Source organism: Enterobacter sp. Li2LvB3 (genome assembly GCF_056156645.1).
On sequence record NZ_JBSICG010000001.1, the window covers coordinates 227258 to 246890 of the forward strand.

The window sequence follows — 19633 nt, forward strand, 5'->3', positions numbered from 1 at the left end:
GGTAAATGGCATAGTCCATTCGTCATTTTGTTGATTTATCCCTGAATCATTGTGGATGTGTATTTTTCCGATGCATTTCCGTAATCAGTAATACAACGCCAACTAACTTGAGCGCCTGAGGTCTTCGCCGGAAGAGGAACGGAGACACGGGAAAACGGCGCAACCATATCCGCCTTTGATAGCGGTGTATTCCCGAACTGTAGGCTGTCAAAAACGCTGTAAAATGCCCCGTCGTTAATGATAATTACGTCGCCCTTTTCCTGGCGAAAATGCAGGTTTTTACAGGTGTCACCGGGCGTCCCTTTAAGCCCAGAAGGGCGCCAGAACAGCTTCAGGCGGGTCTTATAAATAAGGCGCAGCATGTTTTTATCGCTGTCCTCTTTCGCGGTTGCTGGAATGGTGCGGATGTTCATATAAAACAACGATTCACGGTCTTCAGGGAGCGAGGATCCATTCCAGGCGATGCGGAGACTTTGCTCCTTTTGCGCATCCAGTCGGAAAAGCGGGGGGGTGACAATAAAGGGGCCACGCGTTGTCTCGTCGCCTGTGTCCGTCCAGGACTGGATGAGCCAGGGAAGTGCGTTATCTTTGTTGACGAGCGGAAGGGCTATCTCTTTTTTTTCGGCGTTGTAAATAATACGCGTGCGGCCAATCTGGACACCTGCTGCATGGCTCAGTGTGGGCATTATTAGCGAGAGGTAGATAAATGCTTTCGACAATTTACGCATGGTCAGCCTGCTGTTCGTAATTTAAAATAAAATAGAATAATCCGGGCTTATCCGAACTATTCTATTTGGTATTCTGAGAGTGTGTTTTTAGTTAAAAATTGAATTGATGAATGTTCGATGGCGATCTGTTAACGGTAAAGAATGTTAATTGTCATATCGGCATCTGCTGGGCCTGGCGTGACATCAGATGCAAAAGATTGATAACGCGCATTGAAATCAGCATGAACCTGATCTTCTTTCGTCGTGGGTAGCGTAATACGTACCTGATCTTCGCTGCCATCGAAGGAAATATAGTCTTCGTTATCATCTGCCGGGGTCACGGCAATGCCAATGCCTGTCGCTGCCGTATCGCCATCTGTGGTGATTTTACTGACGTCCAGTAAGGTCGTTGAACCTGTGACGGCAGTGCTCCCGTTAAACGTTAGCTGTACTGACGGTAGACCATCACTTTTGACCGGGCAGTCTGAGAGCCTGATACTAAAAGGGATCAATTCACTTTCTTTACCCACCTTGTCAAACAATGAGTTTGGATACGTACCCAAAGGGACAGTGCTGTCTGTGCCGTTATCACCATCAATCGTACAGCTTGGTTCAATAATTTGCCCGGTAAAGTGAATTGTCCCTGCATTCATTTCAGCAGCAATTGCGCTAACAGAAACGAGGCTAAGAATAAAACTGGCTACCATTGTTTTGGTACGTTTCATAACTAGTGTCCTTTAATAAATAATGCATCTATTCGTTGAGTGTTAGAGGGTTTGGTAATAGTGATGCTGATGCTGCGGGGAGTATACACCCTTATGTAGAGCTGAAAAGATCGGTGAAATTGAAATGGACTTGATAAACGTGCTATTTATTTTGTGAATTCTTTTGTTTAATTGATCGAATTGATCTTTGTATTTGTTTGTATACATATCGGGAATGTGATTCGGTAATGTAAAAGCTATTTCTGCGTGTTGCGGCGATTGCCGTAAATTTATTGTGTATGAGTTGTAGTAATAAGTTTTGAAACACGTAAGGGGTTAACAAACATTGTTAACGAATAATACATCTGGGCATTTTTCTGAAAAATGAAGCCGTGTTGAAATAGCCTTGTGGAAAGTAAACCAGGTAAAAACGGTGAGTTATAGAGTCTTTTCCAGCCATTGAATGCCCTGAGCTCTGGCATGATAACCGTGACTTAATGGGCTGCGAGCACGTACAGTGTCAGAAGAAAACGACGACAAAACGGAAGCCCCCACACCCCACCGACTTGAAAAAGCGCGTGAGGAAGGGCAGATCCCCCGTTCCAGAGAACTGACATCCCTGCTTATTTTAGTAGTGGGTGTTTGCATTATCTGGCTGGGTGGGGAGTCGCTCGCCCGAAGACTGGCTGGAATGCTCTCTACCGGATTACGTTTTGATCACAGCATGGTCAACGATCCGAACCTGATCCTTAGCCAAATCATTCTGCTCATCAAAGGCGCCATGATTGCCTTGCTGCCGCTGATAACCGGCGTGGTGCTGGTGGCTATCGTCTCACCCGTTATGCTGGGCGGACTGGTGTTCAGCGCGAAATCGCTGCAACCTAAGTTTTCCAAACTCAACCCGCTGCCGGGCATCGCCCGCATGTTTTCCGCCCAGACCGGCGCGGAGCTGGTGAAAGCTATTCTGAAATCCACGCTGATGGGCAGTGCGGCGGGTTTTTATCTTTTGCACAACTGGCCCGAGATGATGCGCCTTATTAGCGAATCACCGTTAAGCGCGATGAGTAACGCCATGAACCTTGTCGGGCTGTGCGCGCTACTGGTGGTGCTCAGCATTATCCCGATGGTAGGTTTCGACGTTATTTTCCAGCTGTATAGCCACTTCAAGAAGCTGCGCATGTCACGTCAGGATATTCGTGATGAATACAAGCAGATGGAAGGTGACCCGCATGTGAAGGGGCGTATTCGCCAGATGCAGCGCGCTGCCGCTCGCCGTCGCATGATGGAAGATGTGCCAAAAGCCGATGTCATTGTCACCAACCCGACGCACTACTCGGTGGCGTTGCAGTACGACGAAAACAAAATGAGCGCGCCAAAAGTGGTGGCGAAAGGGGCCGGGCTGATTGCGCTGCGTATTCGTGAGATCGGCACTGAGAATCGCGTTCCCATTCTTGAAGCACCGCCGCTGGCGCGTGCCTTGTACCGTCATGCCGAAATAGGACAACAAATCCCGGGGCAACTTTACGCCGCAGTGGCGGAAGTTCTGGCCTGGGTATGGCAATTGAAACGCTGGCGTTTAGCAGGTGGTCAACGACCTGTGAAACCTGAAAACCTTCCAGTGCCAGAAGCGCTGGATTTTATGAACGAGAAGGACACTGATGGCTAATCTGGTGGCAATGTTGCGCCTGCCGAGCAACATGAAATCGACGCAATGGCAGATTCTGGCCGGGCCGATTCTCATCCTGCTGATTTTGTCGATGATGGTATTGCCGCTCCCGGCATTCATCCTCGATCTGCTTTTCACATTCAACATTGCACTGTCCATCATGGTGCTGCTGGTGGCGATGTTTACCCAGCGGACACTGGAGTTTGCAGCGTTCCCGACCATTCTGCTGTTTACCACCTTACTGCGTCTGGCATTGAACGTGGCCTCTACGCGTATCATCCTGATGGAAGGGCATACCGGTGCGGCGGCGGCGGGTAAAGTGGTTGAAGCCTTCGGTCACTTCCTGGTGGGCGGTAACTTTGCCATCGGTATCGTGGTGTTCGTGATCCTCGTTATCATCAACTTTATGGTTATCACCAAAGGTGCAGGGCGTATCGCAGAAGTCGGTGCGCGCTTCGTGCTGGACGGGATGCCGGGTAAGCAGATGGCGATCGACGCCGACCTTAACGCGGGTCTTATTGCTGAAGATGAAGCCAAAAAGCGCCGTTCGGAAGTGACTCAGGAAGCCGACTTCTACGGTTCGATGGACGGTGCGAGTAAGTTTGTGCGTGGGGATGCCATTGCGGGCATCCTGATTATGGTTATCAACGTGGTGGGCGGCCTGCTGGTCGGTGTTTTGCAACATGGTATGGACATGGGCCACGCGGCGGAAAGCTATACGCTGCTGACCATCGGTGACGGTCTGGTTGCACAGATCCCGGCGCTGGTTATCTCTACTGCTGCGGGTGTTATTGTTACCCGCGTCAGTACGGACCAGGACGTTGGCGAGCAGATGGTTGGCCAGCTGTTCAGCAACCCACGCGTGATGCTGCTGGCTGCGGCTGTGCTGGGGCTGCTCGGTATGGTTCCGGGGATGCCGAATCTGGTGTTCCTGCTGTTTACCGCCGCTCTGCTTGGCCTTGCCTGGTGGATGCGCGGGCGTGAAACCCAACCCGCTGCCGAGCCTGTTCCCGTTAAAATGCAGGAGAATACCCAGGCGGTCGAAGCCACCTGGAACGATGTCCAGCTGGAGGATTCACTGGGGATGGAGGTGGGCTATCGCCTGATCCCGATGGTGGATTTCCAGCAGGATGGTGAACTGCTTGGGCGTATTCGCAGTATTCGTAAGAAATTCGCGCAGGAGATGGGCTTTTTGCCTCCGGTTGTTCATATCCGCGACAACATGGATTTACCGCCAGCGCGATACCGTATTCTGATGAAAGGTGTGGAAATTGGCAGCGGTGATGCTTATCCGGGACGCTGGCTTGCTATCAACCCGGGCACGGCTGCCGGTACTCTGCCGGGTGAACAAACCATCGATCCGGCCTTCGGTCTGGCCGCTATCTGGATCGAGAGCGCGCTAAAAGAGCAGGCGCAGATCCAGGGGTATACCGTGGTGGAAGCCAGTACCGTAGTGGCAACCCATCTTAACCATCTGATTGGGCAATTCTCGTCTGAACTGTTTGGCCGCCAGGAAGCGCAGCAACTTCTTGACCGCGTCACGCAAGAGATGCCGAAGTTGACCGAAGATCTGGTACCTGGTGTGGTGACCTTGACTACGTTGCACAAAGTGCTGCAAAACCTGCTCGACGAGAAAGTGCCCATCCGTGATATGCGCACCATTCTGGAAACCCTGGCGGAACATGCCCCGCTGCAAAGCGATCCGCATGAGCTGACGGCGGTGGTTCGTGTGGCGCTGGGACGTGCTATTACCCAACAGTGGTTCCCGGGAACAGGTGAAGTGCAGGTAATTGGTCTTGATACTCCGCTGGAACGCTTACTGCTCCAGGCCTTGCAGGGTGGTGGCGGTCTTGAACCTGGGCTTGCAGACCGACTGCTGGCACAAACCCAGGAAGCGCTGGGGCGTCAGGAGATGCTGGGTGCGCCACCTGTTCTGCTGGTGAACCATGCCCTGCGTCCGTTGTTGTCCCGCTTCCTGCGCCGCAGCCTGACGCAGCTGGTGGTGCTGTCGAACATGGAGCTGTCGGATAACCGCCATATCCGCATGACGGCAACCATTGGAGGTAAATAATGCATAAGTGGTTATGGGTACTGTTCTTCCCGCTGGCGGCACAGGCCGCAGGCGAGGGGACATGGCAGGCCAGCAGCATGGGGATTACGCTCAATCATCGTGGTGAGTCGATGTCTTCACGCCCGCTATCGCCTTCAGAACCTGCTTCTGGCCAGATAACGATGGTGGCATGGAATTACAGACTGATTGGCCCAACGCCCGCAGGGTTGCGCGTACGTTTGTGTACACAGACCCGCTGCGCGGAAATCGACGGGGAAAATGGCACAACTCAGGCGTTTGACGGCGTATCGGCCCTCGAACCACTGCGCTTTATCTGGGAAGTTCCTGGCGGCGGGCGTTTGATTCCGGCGCTGAAAGTTCAGAGCAACTCTGTCATCGTCAACTACCGCTAACTGCCCGCTTTAACGCCCGACATCAGGTGATTCTGATGGCGGGCTCGCAAAAATGACACCTGCTTTTGATGCAAAAGAAACGCTGTTTTATAAATCAGTGACACGCGTAGCGACACTCTTTGCATTTTTGCCATCCCCTTGTTTGAGGTGGCAAAAACAGAAAGGTATCACCCTGACGATACTTTTACTGTAGCCGTGTAAAAACTCCCGGATGAGGTTGCTTACAGGGAGTCTCCCAACACTGATTAGGGTTGACGGCAATGAAAACACGTAAAATTGGACTCGCAAATTACCTTGCTTATGGCTCGGGCGATTTCCTTGGCGCAGGGACGACTGCGCTGACCTCCGCCTGGCTTTTATATTTTTATACGACCTTCTGTGGACTCTCGCCGATTGAGGCAACATTTATCTTTGCTGCTGCAAGGGTACTGGATGCTGTGGTCAGCCCGTTAATGGGCTTTTTAACCGATAACTTTGGCACGACCTGGTTTGGAAAACGCTTCGGTCGGCGTAAGTTCTTTATCCTGCTCGGCATTCCTTGCGTGTTCAGCTATTCACTGATGTGGGTAGGGGACATGAATTTCTGGTACTACCTGTTGACCTATCTGGTGTTCGATGTCGTCTACACCATGATTCTGGTGCCATACGAAACGCTGGTACCGGAGATGACCGATGACTTCAAACAGAAAACCAAATTCTCTGGCGCGCGTATCTCAATGGCGCAGATGTCGGCCATTCTTGCTTCATTCCTGCCGGGTGTCTTACTGACTCACTTTGGTAAAGACAACGCGGTTTCCTTCTTCTATGCAAGCCTGGTCTTCTCTGTGCTCTGCGCGGTGATGCTGACCTTCGTCTGGTGCTTTACCTGGGAACGCCCGCGCGAAGACTGGACAGAAGCGGCGCTGCGTGCCGAAGAAGAGAAGAAAAAACTGTCTCTGAAACAGAGTCTCAACCGCCTGTTTGTGGAGTTAAGCTCTACGCTGCGCATTAAAATCTTCCGTCAGCACCTGGGGATGTACCTGGGGGGTTACATCGCGCAGGACGTGTTCAATGCGGTATTCACCTACTACGTGGTGTTTGTCCTGATGCAGGAAGCGTCAATGGCGTCGACCCTGCTCGGCACGATGGCGAGCTTCCAGTTTATTGCGGTCATCGCCATGATCCCGTTGTGCATCCGCTTCGGACCTGCGCCGTCCTACCGCATGGTGGTGGTGCTGTTTGGCCTGGCGTCTGTTTCGTATGCCGTGCTTTATTACGCCGGACTGAGTGACATCTTCTCACTGCTGTTGCTGGTTTCCGCGGTGGCGGGGCTGGGCCGCGGTGGTATCAACTACGTGCCGTGGAATACCTACACCTACATTGCTGACGTGGACGAAGTGATCACCGGTCAGCGCCGCGAAGGGATCTTTGCCGGCATCATGACCCTGACACGTAAAGCATCTCAGGCGGGTGCGGTAATGCTGGTGGGGATCGTGATGCAGATGTCCGGCTTTGTCAGCGGGCAGAAGGTTCAGCCTGCTGAAGTGAGCCACACCATTCTGATGATACTGAGTGTGGGAACCGTTCTGGTGCTGTTCTGCGGCTTCCTGGTGTCCCTGCGGTTCAAACTCAATTTGCAGACCCACAGTACGCTGCGTGAAGAGACCGCCAAAATGCGTGAGTCTGGCAGGGCGATGCCTGAAGCCGCAACCCCGCAAGCCCGTGCGACGGTGGAGATGCTCGCCGGGATGCCATTCGAGTCACTGTGGGGCAACAACAACATCGGTTACCTGAATCGTAATAAGCCAGCGGCACCTTCTCTGAAGGATGGCGCAGTACTGAATTCGACATACAACAGAGGTTAAGATTATGAAAGTTTGGCCTGTCAAACAGAGTCCGTTACTGCGTCAGCCTGAGCGTTTTATCGCCAGGGATGAGCTGAAGTCACTGATTCAGAAGGTGACACATAATCTGGTGAACATTCACGATAAAACGGGCGAATTTTTACTGCGACTGGACGACGGGCGCGTGATCGACACCAAAGGCTGGGCGGGATGGGAGTGGACGCATGGCGTCGGCTTATACGGCATCTGGCAGTATTACTGCCAGACCGGCGACGTAGCGATGCGTGACATTATTGACAGCTGGTTTACCAACCGCTTCGCGGAAGGGGCGACCACCAAAAACGTCAACACGATGTCACCGTTTCTGACCCTGGCTTATCGCTACGAAGAGACGAAAAACCCGGCCTGGCTGCCGTGGCTGGAAAGCTGGGCAGAATGGGCGATGAACGAGATGCCGCGCACCGATCACGGCGGGATGCAGCACATCACACTGGCTGAAGAGAACCATCAGCAGATGTGGGATGACACGCTGATGATGACGGTGCTGCCGCTGGCGAAAATCGGTAAGTTGCTGAACAAACCGGAATACGTTGAGGAAGCGGTGTATCAGTTCCTGCTGCACGTGCAGAACCTGATGGACAGGGAAACCGGGTTGTGGTTCCACGGCTGGAATTACGAAGGAAACCACAACTTTGCCAGGGCCCGCTGGGCGCGCGGCAACAGCTGGCTGACCATCGTCATCCCGGATTTCCTCGAGCTTGTGGATCTGCCGGAAAACAGCGCCGTGCGTCGTTATCTGGTGCAGGTGCTGAACGCACAGATTACCGCTCTGGCAAAATGTCAGGACGACAGCGGCCTGTGGCACACGCTGCTTGACGATCCAGATTCCTACCTCGAGGCATCAGCAACTGCGGGGTTTGCTTACGGTATTCTGAAAGCAGTGCGTAAGCGCTATGTCGGGGCGGAGTATGCCGACGTCGCCGATAAAGCGATTCGCGGAATTGTGAAAAATATTTCGCCGGAAGGGGAGTTACTGCAAACGTCATTCGGTACGGGGATGGGGAGCGACCTGGCGTTTTATCGCCAGATCCCGTTGACGTCGATGCCGTACGGCCAGGCGATGGCAATCTTGTGTTTAACGGAATATTTGCGTAAGTACTTCTGATAATAAAAAACCCGGCGCTTGCCGGGTTTCTTTTTTTACATACGCTCTACGGTTTCGATACCCAGGGTATCCAGACCCAGTTTCAGGGTCTTCGCCGTCAACTGCGCCAGCTTCAGGCGGCTGTTGCGCACCTCTTCGCTTTCTGCTGACAGGATAGGGCAGTGCTCGTAGAAGCCAGAGAACAGGCCAGCCAGATCGTACAGATACGCACACATCACGTGCGGGGTGCCATCGCGGGCAACGACTGACAGCGTCTCTTCGAATTGCAGCAGGCGGGCGGCCAACTGGGCTTCACGATCTTCGCTGATCTGAACCGCGGCATTGGCCAGTACGCTTTCGTCGATATTCGCTTTACGGAACACAGACAACACACGGGTGTAGGCATACTGCATATACGGCGCAGTGTTACCTTCGAACGCCAGCATGTTATCCCAGTCGAACACATAGTCGGTGGTACGATTCTTGGACAGATCCGCATATTTCACGGCACCAATACCTACCGCGTTAGCCAGTTTTTCCAGTTCATCGGCTGGCATATCCGGGTTTTTCTCAGCCACCAGACGACGGGCGCGTTCCAGCGCTTCATCCAGCAGGTCAGCCAGTTTTACTGTGCCGCCAGCGCGGGTTTTGAATGGTTTACCGTCTTTGCCGAGCATCATCCCGAACATGTGGTGTTCCAGTGGAACAGAATCAGGCACGTAGCCTGCTTTACGCACAATCGTCCACGCCTGCATCAGATGCTGGTGCTGACGGGAATCGATGTAGTACAGCACGCGATCGGCATGAAGGGTTTCGTAACGGTATTTCGCGCAGGCAATATCGGTGGTGGTGTACAGATAGCCGCCATCCTTTTTCTGGATGATCACGCCCATCGGTTCGCCTTCCTTGTTTTTGTACTCATCAAGGAACACAACCGTTGCGCCTTCGCTCTCTACCGCCAGACCTTTCGCTTTAAGGTCAGCCACAATACCTGGCAGCATTGGGTTGTACAGGCTTTCACCCATCACATCGTTACGGGTCAGAGTCACGTTCAGGCGGTTATAGGTTAACTGGTTCTGGGACATGGTGATGTCTACCAGTTTGCGCCACATATCGAGGAAGTACGCATCGCCGCCCTGCAATTTCACCACGTAGCTACGGGCACGCTCGGCGAAGACTTCGTCTTCGTCGTAGTGTTTTTTCGCTTCGCGGTAGAAACCTTCCAGGTCTGACAGCGCCATTTCGCCTGCATTTTCCTGCTGCTGTTTTTCCAGGTAAGCAATCAGCATCCCGAACTGCGTACCCCAGTCACCCACGTGGTTCGCACGGATAACGTTGTGGCCGAGGAACTCCAGCGTGCGCACGGACGCATCACCAATGATGGTGGAGCGCAGGTGACCGACGTGCATCTCTTTCGCCACGTTTGGCGCAGAGTAGTCAACCACGATGGTCTGCGCTTCTGGCTGCGTTACGCCCAGACGGTCAGACTTCAGCGCTGCATCAACGTTGCCTGCCAGGAATGTCGGGTCAAGGAAGATATTGATAAAGCCAGGGCCGGCAATTTCAGTTTTGCTGGCAATACCGGTGAGATCCAGATGAGTCAGCACCTGCTCAGCGAGTTGTCGCGGCGGCATGCCCAGTTTTTTAGCTACTGCCATCACGCCATTAGCCTGATAGTCGCCAAACTGTACTTTTGCTGACTGACGAACCTGCGGTTCGCAATCCGCAGGTGCGCCTGCGGCAATCAGTGCCTGACTGACTTTTTCTGAGAGAAGAGCCTGAATATTCACCTGGATACCTTACATTTTTGATGCGGACTCAACACATCCGCGCCAGTTTAAGAATTTAGGGCGGGAGTATACTGCAAATGCCTTCTGGCGTCAGCACTGCGGGGGCCTTTGATTGTACAGAATCCAGGCTAAGGCAGCATGCATAATCATGCAGTCATAAAAACCGCAACGCTGCGGTTGGTAGAAACGAGGCAACAGAGTAAATTAGCGGCTTTGCGACATATTGAGAGACGATTTTATGGCGAACTGGCAATCCATTGACGAACTGCATGATATTTCCGCAGATCTCCCGCGTTTCACCCAGGCGTTCACAGAACTTGCCACCCGTCTTGGTCTGGATATTGCGCCGCTTGAGGCCGATCACATTTCGCTGCGCTGCCACCAGAATGCCACCGCCGAACGCTGGCGTCGTGGGTTTGAGTTGTGCGGGGAGTTGCTGTCAGAAAACATCATCAACGGACGCCCAATTTGCCTGTTTAAGCTGCACGAACCGGTTTGCGTTGCCCACTGGCAATTCAGCGTTGTTGAGCTGCCGTGGCCGGGTGAAAAACGCTACCCGCATGAAGGCTGGGAACACATCGAAATTGTGCTGCCGGGCGAGCCTGAAAACCTGAATGCCCGCGCGCTGGCCCTGTTGTCTGACGAAGGATTAAGCAAGCCGGGTATCTTCGTGAAAACCAGCTCACCAAAAGGGGAGCGCGAGCGTTTGCCAAACCCGACGCTTGCCGTGACAGACGGGCAGGTTACCGTGAAGTTTCATCCGTGGACGATTGAACAGATTGTTGCCAGCGAAGCCTGAGTGTAAGACTTGTGAGTTCACGCCAGGACCCACGGCGGCAGGCGTGTCATGATAGTTCGTTTCGTGGATTTTTAAGGAGGATTGAATGGCGCTGCTGGAGATTTGTTGTTACAGCGTGGAGTGTGCCGTGACCGCACAACAACATGGGGCCGATCGCATTGAACTGTGCGCGGCGCCCAAAGAAGGGGGCTTAACACCCTCTTACGGGATGCTGAACTCTGCCCGTCAGGCGGTTTCCATTCCGGTTCACCCGATCATTCGTCCGCGCGGCGGTGATTTTTGTTACACGGCGGGTGAATTCAGTGCCATGCTGGAAGATATCGCCCTCGTTCGCGACCTGGGATTCCCGGGCCTGGTTATCGGCCTGCTTGATGAAGACGGCAATGTCGATATGCCGAGGATGCGTCAGGTCATGGATGCGGCGAAAGGGCTGGCAGTCACTTTTCATCGTGCATTTGATATGTGTAAAAATCCAGTGCAAGCCTTTGATAATCTGGCAGAACTTGGCGTTTCGCGTATCCTGACATCGGGTCAGCAGTCGTCCGCAGAAAAAGGACTGCAATTAATTACGGAACTAAAAGCACATTCCGGTGTTCTAACAATAATGGCAGGTGCAGGAGTTCGCACCAGCAATCTGAATCTGTTTTTAAACGCAGGGGTAGAAGAGCTTCATAGCTCAGCAGGCAAATGGATGCCTTCGCCTATGCGTTATCGCAATACAGGGTTGTCAATGTCGACGGATGCTGAGGCGGATGAGTATTCACGCTACGGTGTAGATGGAGAGTCGGTTGCGGTAATGAAATCGATGATTGAACGTCATCACGTGTAGCAACGTACCGATTTTTACCGCGCATCATGTCGCCCAATATGATGCTTGCTTGTACCAGGCCCCTGCCAATTACACAGGGGCCTTTTTTTCTTCTTCATATTTCAAGCCGCAGCTGCGTTAGCCGCCACCCGGCAAAAAAGACTACGGCTTCGTCGCAATCAGCACCGCACGCATCGGTGCCGGATAGCCTTCAATCGTTTTACTGTGGTCTGCCGGGTCGAGGAACTGCTCCAGCGATTCGGTAATCATCCAGTCTGTACGGCGCTGCTCTTCGATTGAGGTCACGCTCACATCGGCAATGCGCACATCCACAAAACCGCACTTCTCAAGCCAGTTTTTCAGCGCCAGCGCGGAAGGAATAAAGTACACGTTGCGCATCTGCGCGTAGCGGTCACCAGGCACCAGAACGGCATTCTCGTCACCTTCGATAACCAGCGTTTCCAGCACCAACTCACCACCGCTGACCAGCTGATCTTTCAGCTGCCACAGATGCTCAAGCGGGGAACGACGGTGATAAAGCACGCCCATAGAGAACACGGTATCAAAGGCTTTCAGCGCCGGTAATTGCTCGATACCCAGCGGCAGCAGATGCGCTCGCTGGTCATTGCCGAGCAATTTACGCACGGCTTCAAACTGACACAGGAACAGCTGCATAGGATCGATGCCGACCGCCAGATGCGCGCCTGCACCAATCATGCGCCACATGTGGTAACCGCTGCCGCAGCCCACATCCAGAATGGTGCGCCCGCTGAGGTCAGACAGATGCGGCAGAACGCGATCCCATTTCCAGTCTGAACGCCATTCCGTGTTGATGTTCACACCGTAAAGCGAAAACGGCCCTTTGCGCCACGGCATCAGGTTACGCATCAGCGTTTCGATACGGTTCGTCTGGCCTGCGGAGAGGGGCTCTTCGCTTTCGGCCGTTACACTGTGAAGCAAATCAAGACGATGAGGAGCCAGTTCCGGCAAAAACTCCACCGCATTCGACCACTGCTTTAACAGACCATGCTGCTGATCGCGCTGCCAGGTGGCGATTTGCGCAGGCAGTGTTTCCAGCCAGTGAGAAAGGTGATTTTTGGCGATCAACTGATAGAAATTACCGAACTCGATCATGCTGCGTCTCCGGCTTTCAGCGCCACCAGAGAGCCAAAGTTGAAGCACTGGAACCACAGTTCGCTATGCTCAAACCCGGCTTTGCGCAGACGCGCTTTGTGGGTATCAACGGAGTCTGTCAGCATGACATTTTCAAGCATACTGCGCTTCTGGCTGATCTCCAGCTCGCTATAGCCGTTCGCCCGTTTAAAGTCGTGGTGCATGTTAAACAGCAGCTCACCCACATCGGCATCCTCGAAACTGAATTTCTCGGATAACACCAGCGCGCCGCCCGGGTTTAGGCCTTTATAAATCTTGTCCAGCAGCAGCTGGCGGTCTTCCGGCACCAGGAACTGAAGGGTGAAATTCAGTACTACCATTGAGGCGTTCTGAATGTCGATATCGCGGATATCGCCTTCAACAACCTCAACCGGCGTTGGGGCTTTATACGCGTCAATATGGCGACGGCAGCGTTCAACCATGGCCGGAGAATTATCAACAGCGATGATTTTACAACCTTCGTGATGAACGTTACGACGAACCGACAGCGTTGATGCGCCAAGCGAACACCCCAGATCGTAGACCTGCGTGCCGGGCTGAACAAAACGTTCAGCCAGCATCCCAATCATGGAGACAATATTGGAGTAACCAGGAACAGAGCGCTGGATCATGTCAGGGAAGACTTCGGCTACCCGTTCATCAAAGGTCCAGTCGCCCAGACTGGCGATAGGCGCGGAAAAAAGCGTGTCGCGATCAGACATAACGTAAAAATCCGGGAAAAATAAAGTGGCGTATTGTGCGCTAATGGAAGGAGAAAACCAACTCCCACGGCATATACCAAAGGTTAGCCAGCACCATCAGCAAAAGCGAACACCAGGTTGCGCTCATGCCGGAACGACGCCAGCGGAATAAGCGGTGGTGAAAGCCGTAATAATGCATTAACCGGCCTGCAATCAGAAGCAGACCACAGATGTGGACCATCCAGGTTTCCGCGCCGTTCATCTCCATAAACAGCAGCAATATCAGCGCAACGGGAATGTACTCAACCGCATTACCGTGGACGCGGATCGCGCTTTGCAGCTCGGAAAAACCACCGTCGCCGTAGGACACGCGGTACTGCATTCTGAGGCGCACAACATCAAACGAAAACTTAATCAGCAGTAATGCACCTAACACCGCATAGAGCGCGCTGACCATACAAACTCCCTGTTTTTGGCAGATGGCACGTCTATATGATAGGGGGTGATATCAGAAAAGAGAAGATTGTTGTGGGATAGAGGGCGCGTCGCCTACAGACGGAACTGCATTCTGCAAGGCCTGCCAGAGCGCATCGACCAGTTCGGGAGCCTGGGCAATATCAGGCGTATGCAAAAAAAGGAACGGGGTTGTTGTCTGTTCCCATTTCGGCAGGGTTTGCAGCCAGACGGCGAACATCTCCTGATTTTGCAGCATGTTATCGCTGCCGATAAACCGCACTATCGGGTTACTGGCCGTTACCACGGCATGGACGGGAACCTTGGGTTTCTTACGCTGCGCGTCAATAATGGCCTCGTTATGCGCAATGGCACTATGCACCGGGCGGCTATCGAGGATCACGCGGTTAACCGCGCGTTCATGCAAACCGCGATTGAGGGCTGTTTCAGCCTCGCCTTTGGCAAAAAAATCGGGATGCCGCACTTCAACGCCGTAGGTAAATTCTCGGGGCAGGGCATCGAGAAACTGCCACAGGGCGGGGAGGTCGCGAGGGCCAAATGTCGCAGGAAGCTGGAGCCAGTACTGGCCGATACGATGTGCCAGCGGCGACATCCGAGCAAAAAATTCAGCGGTTAAATCACCACAGTTACGCAATGCCGCGGTATGACTTATGGTTGCCGGAAACTTAAAGCAGAAGCGGAAGTCATCGCTGGTTTGCTCCCGCCAGCGTTCGACGATCTCTGCTCTCGGAAGGGCATACAGGGTGGTATTGCCCTCTACGCAGTTAAAGTAGCGGGCATACTCTTCGAGGCTGGTTATCCCAAGACGCACCCATTTCGGGTGCGACCACTGGGGCAGACCCACATACATCATAGGGCGCTTAAAACCTCATCGGTGCTGCGCACACGACCAATGCGCGGGAAGATATTGGTCATGCTCCCCTGGTGTTGTTCCGCAGAGCCTGCGCTGCACGCATCTTCCACGATGACCAGATTAAAGCCCAGCTCCCATGCGTTACGGGCGGTGGACTCGACGCCGATATTGGTGGAGATCCCGCACAAAATGATGGTGTCTATCCCGCGACGACGCAGCTGTAACTCCAGGTCGGTGCCATAGAAGGCGCCCCACTGGCGTTTAGTGACTTCGATATCGCTGTCGCGTTTGCCAAGGGATACCGGATATGTCCACCAGTTTTCCGGCAGCGCATGTCCTGCTGCCTGTGCATCGACAGGCTGTTTTAACGCTTCGGCGAAATCCGCAGACCAGCCGACACGCACCATGACAACAGGCGCGCCACTGGCGCGGCATTTTTCCGCCAGACGGGCGGCACGGCTGACTACGTCATCAGCCGCGTGCGGGCCGCCGGCAAATGGCAGGATCCCTTCCTGTAAATCAATCACCACAAGTGCGGTTTTGGCGGCATCGAGTGTAAACATAGTAACTCCAGTCAAATTAATCGCTTCGGCTACACCTTACGATGTTCCGGCCTGTTACCGGGCGGATAATTTTGTTAATTTTTGTGAGAATGCGCAATAAGAGTGCAGCAAACGTGCCTCAGACAGTGCTTCTCTCTTATCGTCGGGCGGAATTTCCAGTATAATAGCCGCCTTTTTTCATCCAGTTGTGACATACAGTTAAAGCTGCGACAACGTAGCCTGATTTAAAGGCGACAAACAGCCTGCGGCTAAATAAGGGATATCTCATGCGTACAGAATATTGCGGGCAGCTGCGTCAGTCCCACGTCGGGCAGCAGGTTACCCTGTGTGGTTGGGTCAACCGTCGTCGTGATCTTGGTAGCCTTATCTTCATCGATATGCGCGACCGCGAAGGTATCGTTCAGGTGTTCTTCGATCCTGATCGCGCAGAGGTGTTGAAACTGGCTTCTGAGCTGCGTAATGAGTTCTGCATTCAGGTCACTGGCACCGTTCGTGCGCGTGACGAGAAAAATATCAACGCGGACATGGCGACCGGCGCAATCGAAGTGCTGGCATCTGACCTGGTTATCATCAACCGTGCTGAAGCGCTGCCGCTGGACTCCAACCACGTCAACACTGAAGAAGCGCGTCTGAAATACCGCTATCTTGATCTGCGTCGCCCGGAAATGGCTCAACGCCTGAAAACGCGCGCGAAGATCACAAGCCTTGTGCGCCGCTTTATGGACGACCACGGTTTCCTCGATATCGAAACCCCGATGCTGACCAAAGCCACGCCGGAAGGCGCGCGCGATTACCTGGTCCCGTCCCGCGTTCATAAAGGCAAATTCTACGCGCTGCCGCAGTCACCACAGCTGTTTAAACAGCTGCTGATGATGTCCGGCTTCGACCGTTACTATCAGATTGTTAAGTGCTTCCGTGACGAAGACCTGCGTGCTGACCGTCAGCCTGAATTTACCCAGATCGACGTAGAAACCTCCTTCATGACTGCAGAGCAGGTGCGTGAAGTGATGGAAGCGCTGGTGCGTAGCCTGTGGAACGACGTAAAAGGTGTTGAGCTGGGCGATTTCCCAATCATGACCTTTGCTGAAGCCGAGCGTCGCTACGGCTCTGATAAACCTGACCTGCGTAACCCGATGGAGCTGGTGGACGTGGCAGACCTGGTGAAAGCCGTTGAGTTCGCGGTGTTCTCTGGCCCGGCTAACGATCCGAAAGGCCGTGTTGCTGCCCTGCGTGTACCGGGTGGCGCAAGCTTAAGCCGTAAGCAGATTGACGACTACGGCAACTTCATCAAGATCTACGGCGCGAAAGGTCTGGCCTATATTAAAGTTACCGAGCGTGCAAAAGGTCTGGAAGGCATTACCAGCCCGGTTGCTAAATTCCTGAACGCAGAGATCGTAGAAGCTATCCTTGAGCGCACTGGTGCGCAGGACGGCGACATGATCTTCTTCGGTGCAGACAACAAGAAAGTGGTTGCCGATGCGATGGGTGCGCTGCGTCTGAAGCTCGGCAAAGACCTGAACCTGACCGACGAAACCAAATGGGCGCCGCTGTGGGTTATCGACTTCCCGATGTTTGAAGACGACGGTGAAGGCGGCCTGACTGCGATGCACCACCCGTTCACCTCGGCAAAAGACATGAGCGCGACAGAGCTGAAAGCGGCACCGGAAGAGGCTGTGGCGAATGCCTACGACATGGTTATCAACGGCTATGAAGTGGGTGGCGGTTCCGTACGTATTCATAGTGGCGAAATGCAGCAGACCGTGTTCGGTATTCTGGGCATTAACGAGCAAGAGCAGCGCGAGAAGTTCGGCTTCCTGCTGGATGCCCTGAAATACGGCACGCCTCCGCACGCGGGTCTGGCATTCGGTCTTGACCGTCTGACCATGTTGCTGACCGGTACCGACAACATCCGTGATGTTATTGCCTTCCCGAAAACGACCGCCGCGGCGTGCCTGATGACGGAAGCACCAAGCTTTGCCAACCCGGCCTCACTGGCTGAACTGGGCATCGACGTGGTGAAAAAGGAAGAGAAAAACTGATATGACATATAAGCTTCCCGTTTCTGTCTTAGTTGTCATTTATGCCCTGGACACGAAGCGGGTGCTGATGTTGCAGCGGCGTGACGATCCTGATTTCTGGCAGTCGGTTACCGGCAGCCTGGAAGAGGGTGAAACTGCACCGCAGGCCGCCGCGCGCGAAGTAAAGGAAGAGGTCGCCATTGATGTTGCTTGCGAGCAATTGACCCTGAAGGACTGTCAGCGCACGGTGGAGTTTGAAATTTTTAGCCATTTACGTCATCGCTATGCTCCGGATATCGAGCGCAATACGGAATCGTGGTTCTGTCTCGCGCTCCCCCATGAACGGGAGATCGTGTTCACTGAACACCTGAGCTACCGCTGGGTGGATGCGGCGGATGCCGCCGCACTGACCAAGTCGTGGAGCAACCGGCAGGCGATTGAAGAATTTGTAATTAATGTTAATTAATTTCCAGGCATTTCAGTTTCCAGGAAGGCGGCAAGGCCGTGAAGTGCCAGGAGCTTACATTAGTAAGTGACTGGTATGAGCGGGCGCAGCCAACGCATCTGGAAGCTGAAAGGCGCAGGATAATTTTGGAGAACTTTTTATGGCAGGTCATAGTAAGTGGGCCAACACCAAACACCGCAAAGCGGCACAGGATGCCAAACGCGGTAAGATCTTTACCAAAATCATTCGTGAGCTGGTAACAGCAGCACGTCTGGGTGGCGGCGATGCGGGTTCTAACCCACGTCTGCGTGCAGCGATTGATAAAGCACTGTCTAACAACATGACGCGTGACACCCTGAACCGTGCAATCGCTCGTGGCGTGGGCGGTGATGACGACGCGAACATGGAAACCATCATTTATGAAGGTTACGGCCCTGGCGGTACTGCGGTCATGGTTGAATGTCTGTCTGACAACCGTAACCGTACCGTTGCCGAAGTGCGCCACGCGTTCACCAAAACCGGTGGCAATCTGGGTACTGATGGCTCCGTCGCTTACCTGTTCAGCAAAAAAGGCGTGATTTCTTTCGAGAAAGGCGACGAAGATGTGATCATGGAAGCGGCGCTGGAAGCCGGTGCTGAAGACGTTGTGACCTTCGATGACGGTGCTATCGACGTGTACACCGCGTGGGAAGAGATGGGTGCGGTACGTGATGCGCTGGAAGCGGCGGGTCTGAAAGCAGACAACGCTGAAGTCTCTATGATCCCGTCAACCAAAGCGGACATGGACGCAGAAACTGCACCTAAACTGCTGCGTCTGATCGACATGCTCGAAGACTGCGACGATGTGCAGGAAGTGTACCACAACGGTGAAATCTCTGATGAGGTTGCAGCGACTCTCTGATGAGAGCGTTTAAACCGTTACAGGAGGCGCGTGATGTCGATTATCCTCGGGATTGACCCCGGCTCACGCGTCACCGGTTATGGCGTCATCCGCCAGGTTGGACGCCAGCTAACCTACCTGGGCAGTGGCTGTATTCGTACCAAAGTGGACGATCTGCCATCACGTCTTAAGTTGATCTACGCAGGCGTGTCAGAGATTATCACTCAGTTTCAGCCTGACTATTTCGCTATCGAGCAGGTCTTTATGGCGAAAAACGCCGATTCGGCGTTAAAGCTTGGCCAGGCGCGCGGCGTAGCGATTGTTGCTGCCGTGAACCAGGATCTTCCGGTGTTCGAATACGCGGCAAGACAGGTTAAGCAGACGGTGGTAGGAAATGGTGGCGCGGAGAAAAGCCAGGTGCAGCACATGGTGCGCACGCTGTTGAAGCTCCCCGCAAACCCGCAGGCTGACGCCGCCGATGCGCTGGCGATTGCGATAACCCACTGTCATGTCAGCCAGAACGCGATGCAAATGAGTGATTCGCGGCTCAATCTGGCGCGAGGCAGGTTACGATAATGACAAATCAGGCTGGATGTTTATCCAGCCTTTTTTTATTATACCCGCAGTTAACTCTTCCAGAACG

19 protein-coding genes are annotated in these 19633 nt (G+C 53.6%); 11 read left to right on the top strand and 8 right to left on the bottom strand.

Annotated elements, in window-relative coordinates:
• Nucleotides 1–35: 35 nt before the first annotated feature.
• Together ACS603_RS01095 and ACS603_RS01100 are read right to left on the bottom strand one after the other, a co-directional pair.
• Nucleotides 36–728, bottom strand: coding sequence for a fimbrial biogenesis chaperone (locus ACS603_RS01095; RefSeq protein WP_182061516.1), 693 nt, complete (start codon nucleotides 726–728; stop codon nucleotides 36–38).
• Nucleotides 729–856: 128 nt separating this feature from the next.
• The gene (locus ACS603_RS01100; RefSeq protein WP_182061515.1) at nucleotides 857–1432 is read right to left on the bottom strand and encodes a fimbrial protein; all 576 of its coding nucleotides are present in this window, start codon (nucleotides 1430–1432) and stop codon (nucleotides 857–859) included.
• Between the two features lie 496 nt (nucleotides 1433–1928).
• Here ACS603_RS01100 and flhB point away from each other — a divergent pair, with 496 nt between their 5' ends.
• From flhB to bglB, 5 genes are all read left to right on the top strand, one after another.
• Entirely contained in the window at nucleotides 1929–3077 is a 1149-nt protein-coding gene (flhB, locus tag ACS603_RS01105; RefSeq protein WP_182061514.1) for a flagellar biosynthesis protein FlhB, read from the top strand.
• Nucleotides 3070–5148, top strand: a complete 2079-nt coding sequence (gene flhA, locus ACS603_RS01110) for a flagellar biosynthesis protein FlhA (protein WP_182061513.1) — start codon at nucleotides 3070–3072, stop codon at nucleotides 5146–5148. Before flhB ends, flhA begins: the two co-directional genes overlap by 8 nt.
• On the top strand, nucleotides 5148–5540 hold the full coding sequence (flhE, locus tag ACS603_RS01115) for a flagellar protein FlhE (protein ID WP_474943611.1): 393 nt from the start codon (nucleotides 5148–5150) through the stop codon (nucleotides 5538–5540). The genes flhA and flhE overlap by 1 nt, the downstream gene beginning before the upstream one ends.
• Before the next feature lie 260 nt (nucleotides 5541–5800).
• On the top strand, nucleotides 5801–7384 hold the full coding sequence (locus ACS603_RS01120) for an MFS transporter (protein ID WP_395677143.1): 1584 nt from the start codon (nucleotides 5801–5803) through the stop codon (nucleotides 7382–7384).
• Nucleotides 7385–7388: 4 nt separating this feature from the next.
• Nucleotides 7389–8528, top strand: a complete 1140-nt coding sequence (gene bglB, locus ACS603_RS01125; protein WP_182061511.1) for a beta-galactosidase BglB — start codon at nucleotides 7389–7391, stop codon at nucleotides 8526–8528.
• A gap of 35 nt (nucleotides 8529–8563) precedes the next feature.
• Here the strand turns inward: bglB and argS are convergent, their stop codons facing one another.
• A complete protein-coding gene (argS, locus tag ACS603_RS01130; RefSeq protein ID WP_315686064.1) occupies nucleotides 8564–10297 on the bottom strand; it encodes an arginine--tRNA ligase in 1734 nt (577 codons plus the stop codon).
• A 238-nt stretch (nucleotides 10298–10535) separates the two neighbouring features.
• On the opposite strand from argS, the gene ACS603_RS01135 reads away from it, so the two are divergent.
• Nucleotides 10536–11096, top strand: a complete 561-nt coding sequence (locus ACS603_RS01135) for a VOC family protein (protein ID WP_474943612.1) — start codon at nucleotides 10536–10538, stop codon at nucleotides 11094–11096.
• A gap of 85 nt (nucleotides 11097–11181) precedes the next feature.
• On the top strand, nucleotides 11182–11925 hold the full coding sequence (cutC, locus tag ACS603_RS01140; protein ID WP_474943613.1) for a copper homeostasis protein CutC: 744 nt from the start codon (nucleotides 11182–11184) through the stop codon (nucleotides 11923–11925).
• Between the two features lie 141 nt (nucleotides 11926–12066).
• Here cutC and cmoB read toward each other — a convergent pair whose 3' ends face one another.
• The 5 genes from cmoB to ACS603_RS01165 are packed head-to-tail and all read right to left on the bottom strand — an operon-like array spanning nucleotide 12067 to nucleotide 15647.
• The gene (cmoB, locus tag ACS603_RS01145; protein WP_182061507.1) at nucleotides 12067–13038 is read right to left on the bottom strand and encodes a tRNA 5-methoxyuridine(34)/uridine 5-oxyacetic acid(34) synthase CmoB; all 972 of its coding nucleotides are present in this window, start codon (nucleotides 13036–13038) and stop codon (nucleotides 12067–12069) included.
• Complete coding sequence (gene cmoA / locus ACS603_RS01150) at nucleotides 13035–13778, bottom strand: carboxy-S-adenosyl-L-methionine synthase CmoA (RefSeq protein WP_182061506.1); 744 nt, start codon at nucleotides 13776–13778, stop codon at nucleotides 13035–13037. Before cmoA ends, cmoB begins: the two co-directional genes overlap by 4 nt.
• Before the next feature lie 40 nt (nucleotides 13779–13818).
• Nucleotides 13819–14214, bottom strand: coding sequence for an MAPEG family protein (locus ACS603_RS01155; RefSeq protein WP_182061505.1), 396 nt, complete (start codon nucleotides 14212–14214; stop codon nucleotides 13819–13821).
• 51 nt (nucleotides 14215–14265) lie between these two features.
• The gene (locus ACS603_RS01160) at nucleotides 14266–15084 is read right to left on the bottom strand and encodes a DUF72 domain-containing protein (protein ID WP_446493426.1); all 819 of its coding nucleotides are present in this window, start codon (nucleotides 15082–15084) and stop codon (nucleotides 14266–14268) included.
• On the bottom strand, nucleotides 15081–15647 hold the full coding sequence (locus ACS603_RS01165) for a hydrolase (RefSeq protein ID WP_315686060.1): 567 nt from the start codon (nucleotides 15645–15647) through the stop codon (nucleotides 15081–15083). Before ACS603_RS01165 ends, ACS603_RS01160 begins: the two co-directional genes overlap by 4 nt.
• Before the next feature lie 266 nt (nucleotides 15648–15913).
• On the opposite strand from ACS603_RS01165, the gene aspS reads away from it, so the two are divergent.
• The 4 genes from aspS (at nucleotide 15914) to ruvC (ending at nucleotide 19566) form a co-directional block, all read left to right on the top strand.
• The gene (aspS, locus tag ACS603_RS01170; protein WP_474943614.1) at nucleotides 15914–17686 is read left to right on the top strand and encodes an aspartate--tRNA ligase; all 1773 of its coding nucleotides are present in this window, start codon (nucleotides 15914–15916) and stop codon (nucleotides 17684–17686) included.
• 1 nt (nucleotide 17687) lies between these two features.
• Entirely contained in the window at nucleotides 17688–18131 is a 444-nt protein-coding gene (gene nudB, locus ACS603_RS01175; protein WP_182061501.1) for a dihydroneopterin triphosphate diphosphatase, read from the top strand.
• A 139-nt stretch (nucleotides 18132–18270) separates the two neighbouring features.
• Nucleotides 18271–19011, top strand: a complete 741-nt coding sequence (locus ACS603_RS01180; RefSeq protein WP_014070693.1) for a YebC/PmpR family DNA-binding transcriptional regulator — start codon at nucleotides 18271–18273, stop codon at nucleotides 19009–19011.
• A 33-nt stretch (nucleotides 19012–19044) separates the two neighbouring features.
• A complete protein-coding gene (ruvC, locus tag ACS603_RS01185) occupies nucleotides 19045–19566 on the top strand; it encodes a crossover junction endodeoxyribonuclease RuvC (protein WP_182061500.1) in 522 nt (173 codons plus the stop codon).
• Nucleotides 19567–19633: the final 67 nt, after the last annotated feature.